This window comes from Microbispora sp. NBRC 16548, assembly GCF_030268985.1.
Taxonomy (GTDB): Bacteria; Actinomycetota; Actinomycetes; order Streptosporangiales; family Streptosporangiaceae; genus Microbispora; species Microbispora catharanthi.
In genome coordinates this window covers 29,424-45,103 of sequence record NZ_BSSF01000013.1, presented here as the reverse complement: position 1 = coordinate 45,103, position 15,680 = coordinate 29,424, and the positions used below count along the sequence as shown (strand labels likewise).

17 protein-coding genes are annotated in these 15,680 nt (G+C 71.4%); 5 read left to right on the top strand and 12 right to left on the bottom strand.

Annotated features, from left to right (window positions below):
• Positions 1-32 precede the first annotated feature (32 nt).
• From QSK36_RS31010 to QSK36_RS30990, 5 genes are all read right to left on the bottom strand, one after another.
• Positions 33-1,097: a glucose-1-phosphate thymidylyltransferase gene (locus QSK36_RS31010; RefSeq protein WP_182898238.1), complete on the bottom strand. Its 1,065-nt coding sequence runs from the start codon at positions 1,095-1,097 to the stop codon at positions 33-35.
• Between the two features lies 1 nt (position 1,098).
• Positions 1,099-2,496 (bottom strand): sugar transferase, encoded by a 1,398-nt coding sequence (locus QSK36_RS31005; RefSeq protein ID WP_285784819.1) that lies wholly within the window; start codon positions 2,494-2,496, stop codon positions 1,099-1,101.
• Positions 2,497-3,153: 657 nt separating this feature from the next.
• Positions 3,154-3,525: a hypothetical protein gene (locus tag QSK36_RS31000; RefSeq protein WP_139578993.1), complete on the bottom strand. Its 372-nt coding sequence runs from the start codon at positions 3,523-3,525 to the stop codon at positions 3,154-3,156.
• A gap of 124 nt (positions 3,526-3,649) precedes the next feature.
• Complete coding sequence (locus QSK36_RS30995) at positions 3,650-4,264, bottom strand: GntR family transcriptional regulator (RefSeq protein WP_139578994.1); 615 nt, start codon at positions 4,262-4,264, stop codon at positions 3,650-3,652.
• A gap of 10 nt (positions 4,265-4,274) precedes the next feature.
• Complete coding sequence (locus tag QSK36_RS30990; RefSeq protein WP_285784818.1) at positions 4,275-5,198, bottom strand: EamA family transporter; 924 nt, start codon at positions 5,196-5,198, stop codon at positions 4,275-4,277.
• A 176-nt stretch (positions 5,199-5,374) separates the two neighbouring features.
• Here QSK36_RS30990 and QSK36_RS30985 point away from each other — a divergent pair, with 176 nt between their 5' ends.
• Together QSK36_RS30985 and QSK36_RS30980 are read left to right on the top strand one after the other, a co-directional pair.
• Complete coding sequence (locus tag QSK36_RS30985) at positions 5,375-7,471, top strand: sensor histidine kinase (protein ID WP_183544825.1); 2,097 nt, start codon at positions 5,375-5,377, stop codon at positions 7,469-7,471.
• Positions 7,468-7,821 (top strand): DUF742 domain-containing protein, encoded by a 354-nt coding sequence (locus tag QSK36_RS30980; RefSeq protein WP_182898233.1) that lies wholly within the window; start codon positions 7,468-7,470, stop codon positions 7,819-7,821. Before QSK36_RS30985 ends, QSK36_RS30980 begins: the two co-directional genes overlap by 4 nt.
• Before the next feature lie 36 nt (positions 7,822-7,857).
• Here the strand turns inward: QSK36_RS30980 and QSK36_RS30975 are convergent, their stop codons facing one another.
• Both QSK36_RS30975 and QSK36_RS30970 read right to left on the bottom strand, forming a co-directional pair.
• Entirely contained in the window at positions 7,858-8,262 is a 405-nt protein-coding gene (locus QSK36_RS30975) for a hypothetical protein (RefSeq protein ID WP_285784817.1), read from the bottom strand.
• An 80-nt stretch (positions 8,263-8,342) separates the two neighbouring features.
• Positions 8,343-8,777, bottom strand: coding sequence for a hypothetical protein (locus tag QSK36_RS30970; protein WP_221264626.1), 435 nt, complete (start codon positions 8,775-8,777; stop codon positions 8,343-8,345).
• A 260-nt stretch (positions 8,778-9,037) separates the two neighbouring features.
• Here QSK36_RS30970 and QSK36_RS30965 point away from each other — a divergent pair, with 260 nt between their 5' ends.
• The gene (locus QSK36_RS30965) at positions 9,038-9,388 is read left to right on the top strand and encodes a hypothetical protein (protein ID WP_285784816.1); all 351 of its coding nucleotides are present in this window, start codon (positions 9,038-9,040) and stop codon (positions 9,386-9,388) included.
• Between the two features lie 5 nt (positions 9,389-9,393).
• Here the strand turns inward: QSK36_RS30965 and QSK36_RS30960 are convergent, their stop codons facing one another.
• The 3 genes from QSK36_RS30960 to QSK36_RS30950 form a co-directional block, all read right to left on the bottom strand.
• Positions 9,394-10,500: a hypothetical protein gene (locus tag QSK36_RS30960; protein ID WP_285784815.1), complete on the bottom strand. Its 1,107-nt coding sequence runs from the start codon at positions 10,498-10,500 to the stop codon at positions 9,394-9,396.
• Positions 10,501-10,594: 94 nt separating this feature from the next.
• Entirely contained in the window at positions 10,595-11,428 is an 834-nt protein-coding gene (locus QSK36_RS30955; RefSeq protein WP_285784814.1) for a Sua5/YciO/YrdC/YwlC family protein, read from the bottom strand.
• 95 nt (positions 11,429-11,523) lie between these two features.
• Positions 11,524-12,078, bottom strand: a complete 555-nt coding sequence (locus QSK36_RS30950) for a TetR/AcrR family transcriptional regulator (RefSeq protein WP_285784813.1) — start codon at positions 12,076-12,078, stop codon at positions 11,524-11,526.
• 104 nt (positions 12,079-12,182) lie between these two features.
• Between QSK36_RS30950 and QSK36_RS30945 the strand changes: the two genes are divergently transcribed.
• Positions 12,183-12,680, top strand: a complete 498-nt coding sequence (locus QSK36_RS30945; RefSeq protein WP_285784812.1) for a nuclear transport factor 2 family protein — start codon at positions 12,183-12,185, stop codon at positions 12,678-12,680.
• Positions 12,681-12,724: 44 nt separating this feature from the next.
• Positions 12,725-13,240 (top strand): GNAT family N-acetyltransferase, encoded by a 516-nt coding sequence (locus tag QSK36_RS30940; RefSeq protein WP_220505121.1) that lies wholly within the window; start codon positions 12,725-12,727, stop codon positions 13,238-13,240.
• A 29-nt stretch (positions 13,241-13,269) separates the two neighbouring features.
• Here the strand turns inward: QSK36_RS30940 and QSK36_RS30935 are convergent, their stop codons facing one another.
• Positions 13,270-14,529: an acetyl-CoA hydrolase/transferase family protein gene (locus QSK36_RS30935; protein WP_183544814.1), complete on the bottom strand. Its 1,260-nt coding sequence runs from the start codon at positions 14,527-14,529 to the stop codon at positions 13,270-13,272.
• A gap of 239 nt (positions 14,530-14,768) precedes the next feature.
• Complete coding sequence (locus tag QSK36_RS30930) at positions 14,769-15,650, bottom strand: GNAT family N-acetyltransferase (protein WP_183544812.1); 882 nt, start codon at positions 15,648-15,650, stop codon at positions 14,769-14,771.
• Positions 15,651-15,680 lie beyond the last annotated feature (30 nt).

The following is a 15,680-nucleotide window of genomic DNA, read 5'->3' as shown; positions in this document are numbered from 1 at the left end:
TCCTGGCGCGCCCCCGCCCCCGGTGTGTCCGCTCATGAGATGATCTGCACCTTGCTGTGGTCGCCCAGCACGAGACGGTGGGCGCGGGGCGCGTGCGGCGCGGGGGTGACTTCGACGTCGTGCCCGATCAGCGAGGCCTCGATCCTGCGCACTCCCTTGATGGAGGCGCGCGACAGCACGATCGAGTACTCGACCTCGCTCCCCTCGATGCGGCAGTCGGCGCCGATCGAGGTGAACGGCCCGATGTAGGAGCCGCTGATGACCGTCCCCGAGCCGACCACGACCGGGCCGACGATGCGGGAGCCGCGCACCGACGCCCCTGCTTCCACCACGACCCGCCCGATGAGCTCGCAGTCCTCCACGTCGCCGTCGACCCGGGGCTCCGCCGACTCCAGCACGAGCCGGTTCACCTCGAGCATGTCGGTGACGTTCCCGGTGTCCTTCCAGTAGCCCGAGATGATCGACGGCTCCACGTCGTGGCCGGCGTCGATGAGCCACTGGATCGCGTCGGTGATCTCGAGTTCCCCCCGCCAGGACGGTTTGAGGTCCGCCACCGCCTCGTGCACCGCCGGAGTGAACAGGTAGACGCCGACCAGGGCGAGGTCGCTCTTCGGCTCGCTCGGCTTCTCCACGAGCGCGACGACCCGGCCGTCGGCGTCCAGCTCGGCGACGCCGAACTGGCGGGGATCGGACACCCGGGTCAGCATGATCTGCGCGCTCGGCCGCCGTGTCCTGAAGCGCTCGACCAGGCTCTCGATGCCGCCCACCACGAAGTTGTCGCCGAGGTACATGACGAAGTCGTCGTCGCCGAGGTAGTCGCGGGCGATCAGCACGGCGTGCGCCAGCCCGAGCGGCGCCTCCTGCCGGAGATAGGTGGCCTGCAGGCCGAACCGGGAACCGTCGCCCACCGCCGCCTCGATCTCGGCGTGCGTGTCGCCGACGACGATGCCGACCTCACGGATGCCGGCCGCCGCGATCGACTCCAGGCCGTAGAAGAGCACCGGCTTGTTCGCCACGGGGACCAGTTGCTTGGCCTGCGTGTACGTGATGGGCCGCAGGCGGGTTCCGGAGCCGCCGGCCAGGACGAGGGCCTTCACCTCAGTACGCCCCGTCGCCGCGGGTGACCGCCGACCACGTCTTCCAGAGCACCTGCAGGTCCAGCATCAACGACCAGTTCTCCACATAGCGCAGGTCGAGCCGGACCGACTCGTCCCAGGACAGATCGGACCTGCCGCTGACCTGCCACAGGCCCGTCATGCCCGGCTTGACGACGAGGCGGCGGCGCACGTCCACCGCGTACTGCTCGACCTCGCACGCCAGCGGCGGGCGGGGCCCGACGAGGGACATCTCCCCCCGCAGCACGTTGAGGAGCTGGGGGAGTTCGTCGAGCGAGTGACGGCGCAGGACGGCCCCCACACGGGTGATTCTTGGATCGTTCCTAATTTTGAACAGCACGCCGTCTGACTCGTTCTCGTCAATGAGGACGTCGCGCAGCCTCTCGGCGTCCACGACCATCGTCCGGAACTTGAGCATGTCGAACTCCCGCCCGTGCCGGCCGACCCTGGTCTGCCTGAAGAAGGCGGGCCCGGGGCTCGTCAGGCGGATCGCGACGGCGATGGCGAGCATCGGCATCGCGAGGATCGCCAGCGCGACCGCCGCGACCACCTTGTCGAACGCGCTCTTCACGAGCTGGCGGGCGCCGTCGAGGTCGGGATGCCGCACGTGGAGCAGCGGCATCCCCGCGACCGGCCGCACGCTCACCCGGGGACCCGCGACATCCATGAGCGCCGGGGCGACGAACAGCTCCGCGCCTCTCGACTCGATGCCCCACGCGAGGCGGCGCAGCGCGGCGCCGTCCAGTTCTGGACAGGCCAGGACGGCCACCGCGTCGGCGGACACCTCGTCGACGACCGCCGCCACGTCGGTGAAGTCCCCGAGCACGGGCACGTCGTCGACGTCGAGCAGCATGCCGCGGTCCTGCGGGCCCGGCAGGCACGCGGCGACGACCCGCATCCCGTGGTACGGCTGCCGCCGCAACTGCATGACCAGGTCGAGGACCGCCGCGCCGTGCCCGACCGCCACGACGCGCCGCAGGTACTCACCACGCGAGCGGGACCGGTGCAGGCGCTTGCGCATGCGGTGCCGGAAGACCAGCGTGATGCACGTCGCGAGCGGCACCATCGCCATGACGTAGCTTCTCGCGACGGTGGTCTGCGTGACGTACGCGCCGATCGCGATGGTCGCCACCAGTCCGAAGCCGCCTTGGGTGACCGCACGGAACTCCTCCGTGCCCTCCCCGTGAGCACTCCTGCGGTAGCTGCCGACCAAGCTCATGACACCGGGCCAGATGATGGTCAAGGTGATGCCGAAGATCAGGTCCACCACGGGTATGAACGCGCCGAGCGCGAGCCGTGTCCCCTCCACCACGCCGAACGCGGAGATCGAACACACCAGGTCGCCGGCCATCAGCAGCCTGAAGTAGGCCGCCGTCGCCATGCTGGCGTATCTCCGCTGTTCAACGTGCGTGGTGACAGTTCGCGTCGGGGTCGACCCCAACCGCGTCTCCATCTATCACGCCCCTAGTCGCCGGACTCTGCAGACATGACGCCTGTTCCGCCACACAGGTTGACCTGAAGCACATACGCTTCATCGCCCGCTATCCGACTTTGATATTAAAGAGCGATCTACGCCGACGGAACGACGGCTCATGTCCACATTCGGCCGTCCTGACACTATCGAAATGGCTTGACGGAACGGTCCAATGATGCCGTCTTCGATGGGCTTGAGGAAATGTCACCCGAAGTATGCACCTCCGTAACCTGCCGAAATGCACTCCTCGTGCGGGGGGTGCCACCGACCGGGGCAGCCGGGGCGAGAGTAGACGCAGGTGGAGTACGCGTGCCCGGCCATGCGAGCCTCCACGGCGCCCCGCCGAGAGCCGTGACAGGGGGCCGATACGGATCCGCCGCATGCGGCGCCTCCCGGTGGGCCGGATGAGGGCCGGAGCGCCTGCCGGGGGATTTCCGTCCGTGTCGTGCGCGCCGCCCGCGTCAGCCCGTAAAGCCCGGACATCCCCCGCCAGCAGGCCGAACTAGATTCGGAGTCTTATTCGTAGGCGCTCAGGAGTGGGGCCCGGCCCGGCGCTTCCGGCCTCTAGTCGTATTCGAGGTCGGGTAACGGGGACGGCGGCTCCGGGCTGCGCCACACGACGACGTAGTCCGAGCGCGCGCTCTCGACCGCGGTGCTCAGCCGGTCGAGGTCGAAGTCCGGCAGGTAACGCAACCGGGCCAGGAAGCTCGCGTCGGTCGCCGAGTGCGGGACCACGCAGCCCTCGCCCTCACGGTCCAGCAGGACGATGAACACGTCCTCCGGCTGGCCGGGCGGATCCTGGTCGCCAAGGCCGCCGACGCGGACCTCGACCACGTCCTCCCAAGCGAGGGCCTCGACGCTGCCGTCGGCGTAGTGACGTGTCACGCCTTCTTCGGTGACGTACACATAGGTGTCCGGCACTGGGTTGCCGTGCATGGGCGCGATTGTGACGACTTGGAGCGGCACGGTGCAAGAGAATCCGCGACCAAGGGAAACCGTGCGAGGAAATCCGCCCCCGGGAGATAACGCGCAGGAGGAATCGCCCGGACCTCCTCCGGGCTCAGGCGTGCCGCCATCGCAGGTGCTCGCGCACCGCCTGGACGGCCGCGTCCGCCGGTCCCTCGGCGATGACGCGCAGCAGCGCGGCGTGCTCGGCCGCGAGCTCGTGGGGATCCTCGTACGCGTGCCTCAGCCCGACCAGTCCGAGCCGCGTCTCGGCCGCGAGCGTGGCGTATAGGCGCTCCAAACGGGGGCTACCGGCGGCGGCGACGAGCGCCTCGTGCAGCGCCATGTGCTCGGCCACCACGGCCGCCCAGGGCGCGCCCGGCGGCAGGCCGGACAGGCGGTCCAGCGCCTCCTCCGCCGCCGTCACCCGGCGCCCCGCGACGGCCTGTGCCATCAGTTCCTCCAGCGGCGCGCGCACGTACATGAGGTCGGCCAGGTCGGCGGGGGTGATCACCGGGACGTACGCGCTGCGGTTGCGCTCGCGCCGCAGCAGTCCCTCGTGCACGAGCAGCGCCAGCGCCTCACGCACGGTGGGGCGGGCCACGCCGTACCGGGCGGACAGCTCCTGCTCGGGCAGCGCGGCCCCCGGCTCGATGTCCCCGGACAGCACCCGCTCGCGCAGCGCGGCGGCGAGCGCCTCGACGGTGGAGACGGGCCTCAGGGTGGTCACGGGGCCGAGCCTACTGGCGACTTCCCGCCGCCGCCCGTTCCGTGCCGGGTGCGACGGCTTCCGGGCCCCGCGCCCTGGCGGGCAGCGCCACCACGACCAGCCCCAGGGCGAGCAGCACCAGACCGGCCCACGAGACGGGGGACAGGTGCTCGCGCAGCGCCACGACGCCCAGCACGGCCGCGACGGCCGGCTCGGCCAGCGCGAGCGTGGCCGCCGTGGCGACGGGGGTCGTGCGCAGTCCCCGGCCGTACAGGAGATAGGCCAGGCCCGTGGTGGCGCAGCCGAGGTAGAGCGCGGTCAGCAGGCCGCCCGGGCGCGCGAGCCAGGCCGGTCCGGTCAGTGCGAGGACCGGCAGCATGAGCACGGCCGCGCCGCCGAACAGAACGCCCATGACGATCCCCGACTCCATGCCCCTGCCGATGGCCCGGGCCGCGACGACCGCGTAGAAGGCGTACAGGAGCCCGCCGAGGAGGGCGAGCGCGACGCCTCCCGCGTCCACGCCACCCGTTCCCCTCCCGCCGGTGACGAGCACCGCGCATCCGGCGACGGCGGCGGCCGTGGCGAGTGCCCAGCGCCCGCTCGGCCGCTCGTGTCCGACGATCCAGGACAGGAGCCCGGTGAAGACCGGCCCGCTGCCGATGGCCACCACCGTGCCGATCGCCACGCCCGTCCTGCCGACCGCGGCGAAGAAGCACAGCTGGTAGGCCGCGACCGCGGCGGCTCCCAGGACCAGCGGCCAGCGCGTCGGAACGTTCCCGATGGGGGTGCGTCGGTGCGTGACCAGCGCCAACGCGCCCAGCAGGGCCCCGCCGAGCACGAGGCGGGCCGCGGCCAGCGAGACGGAGCCGGCGGAGGCGAGGGTGCCCACGGTGCCCGCGGTGCCCCACAGGACGGCCGCCGCGACCACCGCGAGCGGGCCCGATCTGGAGTTCATGGAAGGATTGTCTGACAACTAGACAGAAAGCAGCAAGAGCTTTTCTCCGTAACGTCGAGACTGTCCTGATATGGGGCTGTGGCCCAAGTCGTTAGGAACGATCCCTGGTACCAGAGGCTCACGGATTGCTAGGGTTTCGCCACTGTTAACACATGTGTAACCGACGGGCAGGTCTGATGGCTGGTCGGAAACGGTCCATCCGCTTCAAGATATTCGCGATCCTGCTGGTGCCTTTGACCGCCCTGGTGGTGATCTGGGGGTTCGCCGCCAAGCTGACCATCGAGCAGGGGCAGCAGCTCCTGCGCATCCAGAAGGTCTACGACAACATCGTCTATCCCGTCAGTGAGGCCATCAACGAGCTGCAGAGCGAGCGGTTCGTGTCGGTGAGCTACCTCGCCTGGCGCACCTCGACGCTGCGCACCGACCTTCAGGGGCAGCGCCGCAAGACCGACGCCACCGCGGTCCTGCTGACCCGTCTGTCGGAGCAGGCCCGGGACGAGACGCCTTCCGCCATGTGGGACCGGGTCCAGGACCTGATCCGGCAGATGGACCGGCTCGACGTCCTGCGCGGCCAGGTCGACGACCAGCGGCTCACCCGCCTCGACGTGATCGAGGAGTACAGCTCGGTCGTCGAGACCGCCCACCAGGTCTACGACCGGCTGATGATCTCCCCGGACATCGACATCATCGAGCAGACCAAGGCGCTCATCCTGATCACCCGCAGCCGCGAGCTGGTGAGCCAGCAGTCCGCCCTCGTGCTGGGCGCGCAGGCGTCCGGGCGGATGACGCAGGACGAGCGGGACGCCTTCTCCGGAATGGTCGGCAAGCGCCGCCTGCTCTACCAGCTCGGCACGAGCCAGCTCGACGCCGGCCTGCTCAAGCAGTACGGCACGCTGAACTCCACCCCGATCTACACGTCGTTCGTCTCCCTGGAGGACGACGTGATCGCCAGGGTGCGGCCGGGCCAGCCGCTCCCGCCGGAGGCGATCGCATGGCCGACGACGGCCCAGGCCCTGACCCGCCAGCTCACCGAGACGACCAACGTGGCCGCCGACGCCACCGCCGCGCGCGCCGTGCCGCTGGCGCAGAGCGTGCTCTGGGACATCGGCATCGTCGGCGGGCTCGGCCTCGCGGCCGTTCTCGCGACCGCGTTCATCTCCTTCCGGTTCGCCCGTACGGTGACCGGCGAGCTGAGCGTCCTGCACCGGGCCGCGGCCGACCTGGCCGGGCGGCGGCTGCCCGACCTCGTACGGCGGCTGCGGCGCGGCGAGGACGTCGACGTGGCGGCCGAGACGCCGCCGATGGCCCAGGCCAGCGACACCGTCGAGATCGAGAACGTCGGCCGCGCCTTCACCTCGGTGCAGCACACCGCGATCGAGGCGGCCGTCGGCCAGGCCGAGCTGCGCAAGGGCGTCAACAAGGTCTTCCTGAACCTGGCCCGGCGCAGCCAGTCGCTGCTGCAGCGCCAGCTCGGCATGCTGGACGGCCTGGAGAAGGAGATCACCGACCCCGACCTGCTGGAACGGCTGTTCGGCGTCGACCACCTCACCACCCGCATGCGCCGCCACGCGGAGGGCCTGATCATCCTGTCCGGCGCCGTGCCCGGCCGCGGCTGGCGCAACCCGGTCCGGCTGTACGACGTGGCCCGCGCCGCCACCGAGGAGGTGGAGGACTACCTGCGGGTGGACGTGAACATGCCGCACGGGTACTCGCTCGCGGGCAGCAGCGTCACCGACGTCGTCCACCTGCTCGCCGAGCTGATCGAGAACGCCACGGTCTTCTCCCCGCCGCAGACCCGCGTGCAGGTCAGGGGGGAGATGGTCGCCCGGGGCTTCGCCATCGAGGTCGAGGACCGCGGGCTCGGCATCCCCCCGGAGGAGCTGGCGCACCTCAACGCGCGGCTCGCCGACCCGCCGGAGTTCGACCTGGCCGACAGCGACAGGCTCGGGCTGTTCGTCGTCGGGCTGCTGGCCCGGCGGCACAACATCCGCGTCTCCCTGCGCACTTCGCCGTACGGCGGGACGAGCGCCGTGCTCCTGCTCCCGCAGGAGATCGTGGTGGAGAACGAGACGAGGGAACCGGCGGTCGAGCGCCTCGCCCAGCCGGAGGCTTCGCCCCCAGCCCTGGCCCTCACGCCGCCGATCGGCGGCGCCCAGGACTCCCTGCCCCGCCGGGTGCGGCAGGCCAACCTGGCGCCGCAGCTCAAGGAGGAGCGGGGCGACCTGTTCTCCTCCTTCCAGGCGGGCTGGCAACGCGCACAGGAGGACTCGTGACCGAGCACGAGGACGGGCCGCTGCTGCGCCCCTACACGCTCACCCGCGGCCGTACGCGCCCGAGCGGGCCGGACTTCGACCTGATGTCCATCATCAGGACGGCTCCCGCGGCGTACAGCGGGATCTCCGGGCTGGCCCCCGAGCACTGGCGGATCCTGCAGCTGTGCCGGGTCCCCCTTTCCGTGGCCGACCTGGCCTCGGAGCTCGGCCTGTCGCTGAACGTCGTACGCATCCTGCTGGGCGACCTGCGCGACCAGGGACTGATCAGCGCGCGGCCGCAGGCCACGGTCGCCCAGCTGCCCGAGGAACGCATCCTCCGTGAGGTGATCCAGGGACTCCAGGCGCTGTGAGGCGTCAGGAGTCCGCCTCGCGGGACGTCGCTCCTTCTAGGAGTCCGCTTCGCAGGACTCCAGAAGCCGCTGCACGTGCCAGCGGGCCGGTGTCGTGAGCTCGTCGACATAGCGGTCCAGCATGGCCGCGCACGCGACCGCGTCGGCGGTCTCGACGGACGGCAGGACCAGGATCTCCTCCTCGCCGTCCAGCACGAGGCCGCCCCGCACGCTGAACGTCTCCTCGCCGACCGCGACGGCGGTCTCGAACACGAGGTCGTGCCCCTGGAGCGCCAGCGCGGCGCCGAGCCGTACGGCGGGCCCGGCCAGGTCCGAGACGGGCTCGACGCGGACGTGGGGGAAGAAGTCGCGGGAGACGGACCGTCCCATCTCGCTGAACCGCGCCGCCGTTCGCATCAACGCTTCCAGGAGTTCGGCGGCACCCTGACTGTTGGCGTCCACCCCCGCAGGGTAGATCACGGAAAGTTGCGGTTTGGCCAAATATTTAGGTTGGACCGGAGATTTCGCCGAAAAGGGCGGCCTCAGCGGAAGGCATAGCACTCCACCTCGGCCCGCCGGCGGGTCAGCCCGCCGCCCACCGACTCCTCGACGCAGGAGCGCTGCGCGGCGTCGAGTTCGAGCACGCCGCAGACGCTGACCCCGGAGTACGTGCGGCAGTCGAGGTTCGGGTTGAACGCGCCCACCCTGTACTGCTCGCGCACCTGCGTGCGGCAGCGGTGCCGCGCCTCCGGCGTCTTCGGGTAGCGGCATTGGCCGACGAGGATGTCGTACTGCTTCTGGCTCACCTCCTGCTGCTTCACGCCCCCTTTGGGCGGCGCGGGCGCCTGCGGCGGGCTCCCGGCCCACGGGCCGGTCCTCGGGTGGCCGCCGGTCCCGGCGGCCACCGACGCGACTGCGGCGACCGTGCCGAGCATGGTCATCGCAGCGAGCACGGCGACAGCGACGATCTTTCTCATGGCGATCCTCCCGAGCAGGAACGTACCCACGGGCGAACGGCCGCCCCCTGCGCCGCGCCGGACCCGCATGGACGGTCGTGACCTTGTGTCATGCCGAAGTCGACGCAGGCAATACGAGGAGTAAATACACCATTGCGAAGTGTGACGCCAGACGATCAAGGGTAAGTGTGGCCACGGAACCGACGGGGACGGCGTTGGCGCCATTCACACCCGATTCTTCGGTTCGAATTCGGTCATTTTCGACACAACGGAGCTTTTACGTGCGATTTGTTCACGCAATCACGACAGGCGCGCTGGTCCTCACCGGCCTCACGGTCACCGGCGCGACCGCGCTGGCCGACGCGGGCCCGCAGACCACGTCCCGCGCCGTCGTCGACGGCTACCAGGTCGTGACGCTGCCCAACGCGAACGTGCCGAACTTCACCCGGCGCACCGTGTACTGCCCCGCGGGCAAGCGCGCCGTGGGCGGCGGCGGCGAGGCGCAGGGCAACGACGCGGTCCTCGTGGGCAGCTTCCCCACCGCGGACGGCACCGGATGGATCGCGCTCGGCCGGCAGAACTACTACAACACCGTCGGCATCAGCGTCTACGCCATCTGCGCCAACGCCTGATCGGATCACACGCGGCGCTTCACGCGAATCACATCACGTGAATCACCTCGCGGGGGGAACGGGCAGGCCCCGCTCCCTCCGCGTCCGCATCCGGACCCGTACGGCGGCGCGTACGGCGACGACCAGAACCACCGTGCAGAGAGCAGGACCGCGAGCAGCACCGCGATGCCGTGGTCGTCGGGCAGGCCTGCGCTCCAGCCGAGGAACGGCAGGCACACGGCGGCGAACGCGGCGGGCGCGGCGAGCAGGAGGCGGGTCCACCTCGGCCGCGACCACAGCCAGACGGCGAGTACGCCGGCCGCGCCGGCCGCGAACATGGGCACGAAGAGCGCGAGGGAAACGACGCCGGCCGGCCCGTCCGCGGTCACGACCAGCAGGACGCTCGTCCACATGGCGGCGGCGCAGATCCCGAACCGGACCGGCCACCTGCGCGCCCCCGCCGTGGTGCCGAGGGCCGCCGGCAGGGCCGCGAGCGCCACGAGAACGGCGACCCCCAACTCGGTGCCGATCCGCTCCCCCGGGGACGCGAGGGGAGGGGCGGCGGATTCCAACAGCGGCGCCCTCTCCGCGTCGTACTCGGGGAAGCCCAGCCGCCGCCACCGTCCCGACACGTCGCGCAGGACGACTCCGTCGGTCCCGTTCGCCACGGCCACGACGTGGCCACCGGGCACCGCCTGGACGGCGACGGCCACGGAGGTGGCCCGGTCGCTGTGCTCGCCGAAGGGGTCGGGATTCTCGTAGGCCCGATCGAGCCAGTCCTGCCTGCCTCTGGAGATCTCCCAGGCGACCGTCAGGTCGCTCCCCCGTCCGTGGTCTGCTCGACCCTGAGCCGGCCCGGCGTGACCCGGTAACAGCGCCGCGGCTCGGCGGGCACGCACGCCCGGGTCGCCGCCTCCGCGCCGATCCCTGTCGTCTTCATCCAGGCGAACAGCACCCGTGACCGCGCCCGGCCACAGGGGTTTCAGCACCCGGTCGTTGACGATCAGCACGGCGAGCGCCGCGACGGTCACCGGATGGCCGAGCCAGGCCGCCTGCACGCCGATTCGAGCGCTCTGCGTGCCCCGCGTGCCCATCTTCGGGTGATTGCGGTCGATCTGGAGACGATCGCACATCCGCCGATCGTAGATCGCTCTTCGCCAGCGCGGCGGTCGCTTCCCTGGGCGAGCACACCCCGGGCGTCAAGCGCCGGCCGAGCGCCGCGATGCGTTACGAGGTGCTGACGGGCGACGGCGCCGGGCTCGCGGCCGGTTCCCTCCTGATGAAGGGGGAGGAGGTCCCGCCCAGCGCCAGGCGAGCCGGCAACCCCGTCGTCCGACTCTGACGCCCGGCGCGCGCCGGCCCGCTCACGGTCAGCGTCCCGTCGCACGGCCACTCGTCCGCCCGCTCGCCCGACCGGTCCCATACGGCCAGCGGGCCGTCCAGGCGCGCGGTGAGCAGATACTGCAGCGGGGTGCGCGGCAGGAACAGGTCGACGTCGGGAGTCCCGCGCCGCACGGCCCGGGGCAGCACCGGCTCGCGCAGCCGCACCAGCGTGGCGGGCTCGGCACGCTCGACCAGCGCGCGGATGTCGGGAGCGGACAGGTTCGCCACCTCCCGGGCCATCGAGACATTCCTGACCAGCACCCGCACCGGTCCGGACGCGCCGTCCATGCGGGCCAGCGCCTGCTCGGATCTCGCGTCGCAGACGACCTGGTCGGCGAACAGGTCGCGCAGGCCGGCCACTCCCCCGGCCTCGATCGCCGCGACGGCCGCCGCCAGCGCGTCCGCCCCCGTGGCCGCCTCCCACCGCAGGGCGGGGCCGCAGGCCGCGCAGCCCGTCGCGACGGACGCGGATCTGCGGACGTCCGGCTCCCGGCTCTCCCGTCCGCAGTCCTCGCACAGGACGGCGGAGGGCGCCTCGGCCGCGGGCGGGCGGCAGTCGTCGCAGCAGACGAGCGGATACGAGTACCTGCGGCCGGCCCGGTCGAACAGCTCACGCACGCAGGCCGAACAGAGCCCCCGCTCACTTCGCCGAGTGCCGGGGGAAGCCGAGATGACCATGGAAGCGGCACTGCCCCCGGCCGGTCCCTCTAATCACAGCGGTCACAGGGTTGTCGGGAGTGCCTCACCTGCGGTCATACCGTACGGGGCCCTGTTCAGCCGTCGGCGAGGGCGCGCAGGGATGCGCGGAGCGTCTCGGCGATCCGTTCGGGAGACGCGCCGCGCAGGGCCGTGAGGCCGAGCAGTTGATGGGCGATCGTCACGCCCAGCATCGTGCTGACCATCAGGGCCGCCCGCAGTTCGGCGTCACCGGAACCGATCGCGTCCGCCAGTTGCGTCACCTGGCCGTCGAGCTTGCCGCGCACCTCCTCGGCCGCGTCGGGGTGGGTGAGCATGGAGCGCATCATCGCCAGCGTCGCCTGCGGCAGCGGCCCCATCTTCATGCCGATCCTGCCCAGCAGTTCCTCGACCGGCTCCAGCTCGCCGTCCAGCGGCGGGATCGACGGGATCCGCACGGCCTGCTCGAACAGCTCCTGCTTCGACCCGAAGTACTGCATGACCAGGGCTGGATCGACCTCCGCGGCCGCCGCCACGGCCCGGATCGTCGTGCGCTGGAAGCCGCGCTCGGCGAAGATCGCCCGCGCGGCGGACAGGATGCGCTCCTCGGTGCGGCGCCGGCGCTCTGCCCGGCTCGTCGGCGTCCCCTCCACGTGACGACTCTACCGGTGTTGACCACATCGGCCCGTTCGCTCTACATTCGTTGAGTCAACGACTGTTGAGTGAAGTGCTTTCGAATGATGATCGGAGCGAACGGATGCAGCTCACCCCGCGCGAGGTCCTGGCCCGCTTTCACCGGGCGATGGTCGACAGGTCGGCCGACGACCTCGCCGACCTCTACGCCGCCGACGCCCTTCACACGTTCCCGTTCCGGGCGCCGCTGTTCCCCGCCCGGCTGGAGGGGCGGGAGGAGATCCGCGCCCTCTACCGTGCGGCGTGGGGCGCGAGCCCCGTGCGGCTCGCCGAGATCCACGACGTCGTCGTCCACGAGGCGGCCGATCCCGAGGTCGTCACCGGGGAATGGGAGGGCACCGGCACGGTCGGACCGGACGGCCGGCCGTTCCGGGCCACGGGCCTGCTGACCCTGCGCGTACGGAACGGCGAGATCGTGGAGACGCGCGACTACATGGACGTGTTCGGCACCTACCACGCGATGGGCCGGCTGAAGGACGTCGTCGCCGCCGCGGAGAACGGCGCTGCGGAGAACGGCGCCGCGGAGAACGGCGCTGCGGAGAACGCCGCCGCCACGGCCTGATCGGGGTCGCGCGCCTGCCCGCCGGCGCGGCCACAATGGTGACCATGACGATCTCGGGGACGGTGGTCCGCCGGGCGGGAGCGGCGGACGCCGCGGCCCTCGTCCGCCTGCGCGCCGTGATGCTTGAGGACATGGGGGCGGAGGTCGGGGACGAGAGCGCGCCCTGGCGGGCATCGGCCGAGGCGTGGTTCGCCCGGCGGCTACGCGATCCGGGGGACTTCGCCGCGTTCGTGGTGGACGACCCGGAGCTCGGCCTGGTGAGCTGCGCGGCGGGCACCTGCGACCCCCACGCTCCGGGGCCGACGAACCCGAGCGGCCTGCAGGGCCACGTCTTCAACATCTGCACCGACCGGCGGCGCCGCCGGCTCGGCCTCGCACGCGCCTGCCTCGACGCGCTGCTCGTCTGGTATCGCACCGAGACCGAGGTCCGGACGATCGACCTCAACGCCACGTCGTACGGGATCGAGCTGTATCAGTCCTTCGGGTTCGACGCGCCCCGCTATCCCGCGCTCCAGCTGCGGCTCGGCCCGCCGCTCGGGCGCGGTTTCACGAGTCGCTAGCCGATGGAGAACGCCTGCGGCCGCAGCGTTCAATGCAACAACCCCGCGTGGCGGGCCTCGTAGGTGAGCCGGTCGCGGTGATCGGGGTGCGCTATCGCGATCAGCGCGGCCGCGCGCTGGGAGATGCTGCGGCCCCTCAGCTCGGCGATGCCGTACTCGGTGACGACGTGGTCGATGGTGTTCTTCAGCGTGGTGACCGGGGTGGCGCGGCCGAGCTGGACCTTGATTCTGCTGGTGCCGTCGCCGGTGGCCGCGTGGGTGACGAGGAACGCCCGCCCGCCGTCGGAGTACATGGCGCCGCGGGCGAAGTCGGCCTGCCCTCCCGAGCCCGACCAGTAACGACCCGCGATGGTCTCGCTGGCCGCCTGGCCCATGAGGTCGACCTCACTGGTGGCGTTGATCGACATCATGGCGGGTTCGCGGGCCACCACTCGTGGATCGTTGACCCAGTCGACCGGCAGCATGGCCACCGACGCGTTGCCGTCGAGCCAGTCGAAGAAACGCCGGGTGCCGATGCAGAAGGTGGCGACATGCTTGTTGCGATGGAGCTTCTTGCGCGCGCCGGTGATGACGCCTTGCTCCGCCAGGCGCATGACGCCGTCGGACATCGCCTCGGTGTGCACGCCCAGATCGCGGTGCCCCGCCAGCTCGGCCAGCAGCGCGTCGGGGATGCGGCCGACGCCGATCTGCAGGCATGCCCCGTCCGGCACCCGCTCGGCGACCAGTTCCGCGATACGCGTGTCCCGGTCGTCGGGTACGGCCCGCATCGTCTCCTGCAGGGGGTAGTCGGCGACGCACCAGCCGGCGACCTGGCTGACGTGGATCTGGTTCTGTCCGAAAGTGCGCGGCATTCGCGGGTTGGCCTCCAGGAAGAACGGCACCTCGCCGATGAGCGCGGCCGCGTAGTCGGCATTGGTGCCCAGGCTGAAGTAGCCGTGCTCGTCGGGCATGGTCGACGCGGCCAGGACCAGGGAGTGCCGGGTGTACTCGCGTAGCAGCAGGGGCACCTCGCTGAAGTGCGCCGGGACGAGCTCACACGTGCCGTTCCAGTACGCCTGCCGGCATCCCGGCCCCAGGTAGTAGCTGACGTGGGTCAGCCGCCCCGGGTATTTGCCGTTGATATAGGGGCGTTCGCGGGCGGGATCCATCTGATGGATCCGAACACCGGTCAAGCGGTCGGCGTGGGCCTCAAGAGCATCGATGACGGTGTGCGGTTCGCCGTTGCGGATCGGCACGATCAGGTCCGCGCCGTCTCGCACCAGGTCCAGCACGTCGGTCGGTGCGTTCATGACACCTCCTGGTGGACCGTGACTGCTGTCGCGCCGCCGATCCGACGGTCAGGCGCTTCCTCACTTCCCTGCTTCGGCAACCGGCGGGCAGCCTCCGGCCGCGGCACGCACGGGCGGCCGCCGCCCTGCCGAACCGCATCAGCTTCCTTCCCAGTCTGCTACCCAACGCGGTCACGCCCGGCCACATCAGAGCGGCCGCCTGGGCCACGCGCAGCGGGACTTGATCTGTCAGACGCGACCTAGAGGTCGAGCCGGTAGCGGACGGTCCGGTGCGTCGGCACGTAGCCGAGTGCGTCGTTGATGCCCCGCATGTACGTGTTGCCGTCGGCGGTGTCGGCGAGCAGCCCCCCGAGGTCCGGGTGGCGTTCGCGGACCAGCCGGATCATCTCGGCCTTCATCCGGCGGCCGAGGCCGCGCCCGCGGTGCTCGGGAAGGACGCCGGTGCCGTAGTGCTGCCCGTCGCCCGTGCCGTCGCCGGGGACCACCAGCTCGGTGAAGCCCGCGATCGTCCCACGGTCCGCGTCGACCGCCGCGACGGTGTACAGGAGCTCGCCACACCGCGCGATCGCCTCGGCGGCGCCCCTGACCCGGGCGACGTCCCAGGGCGTCGGCCTGTAGTCGAGCCCGTCCATCGGCATGTCGTCCATGGCACGGCGGGACGCGGCGAACGTCTCGGCCAGTTCGTCCGGGACGACGCCCTCCCAGGAGACCAGCCGATATCCCGGATGCGGCTCCGCGAGTGCAGCGGCGAGGACGGCGGTGTCCACACCGGCCAGTGCCAGGCGGGTGAACGTCAGGCCCAGCGCCGGGCGGAACCCCCGCGCGGCCAGGAACGCTTCTCCGGGGGCGCCGGCCTCCGCCTCCGCGGTGACGCACCGCCGGCCCTCCTCACGCGCCGCCGCCAGGGCCGCGGCGAGCAGGCGCGACCCCACCCCGGCGCGGCGCTCGGCCGGGTGGACGTGCAGGTCGAGCTCGGCGAGATGCCCGTGGCCCGCGGCGGTGAACAGGCGCAGGTACGCCGATCCGGCGGGTACGCCGTCAGGCCGGGAGGCCAGCCAGGCCAGACGGTGACTCGAGGCGCCGGTGTGCGGATCGACCAGACGGGTCAACTGAAAAGACATGGGCGCACACCGTAGCCATCGGTGCGCTCA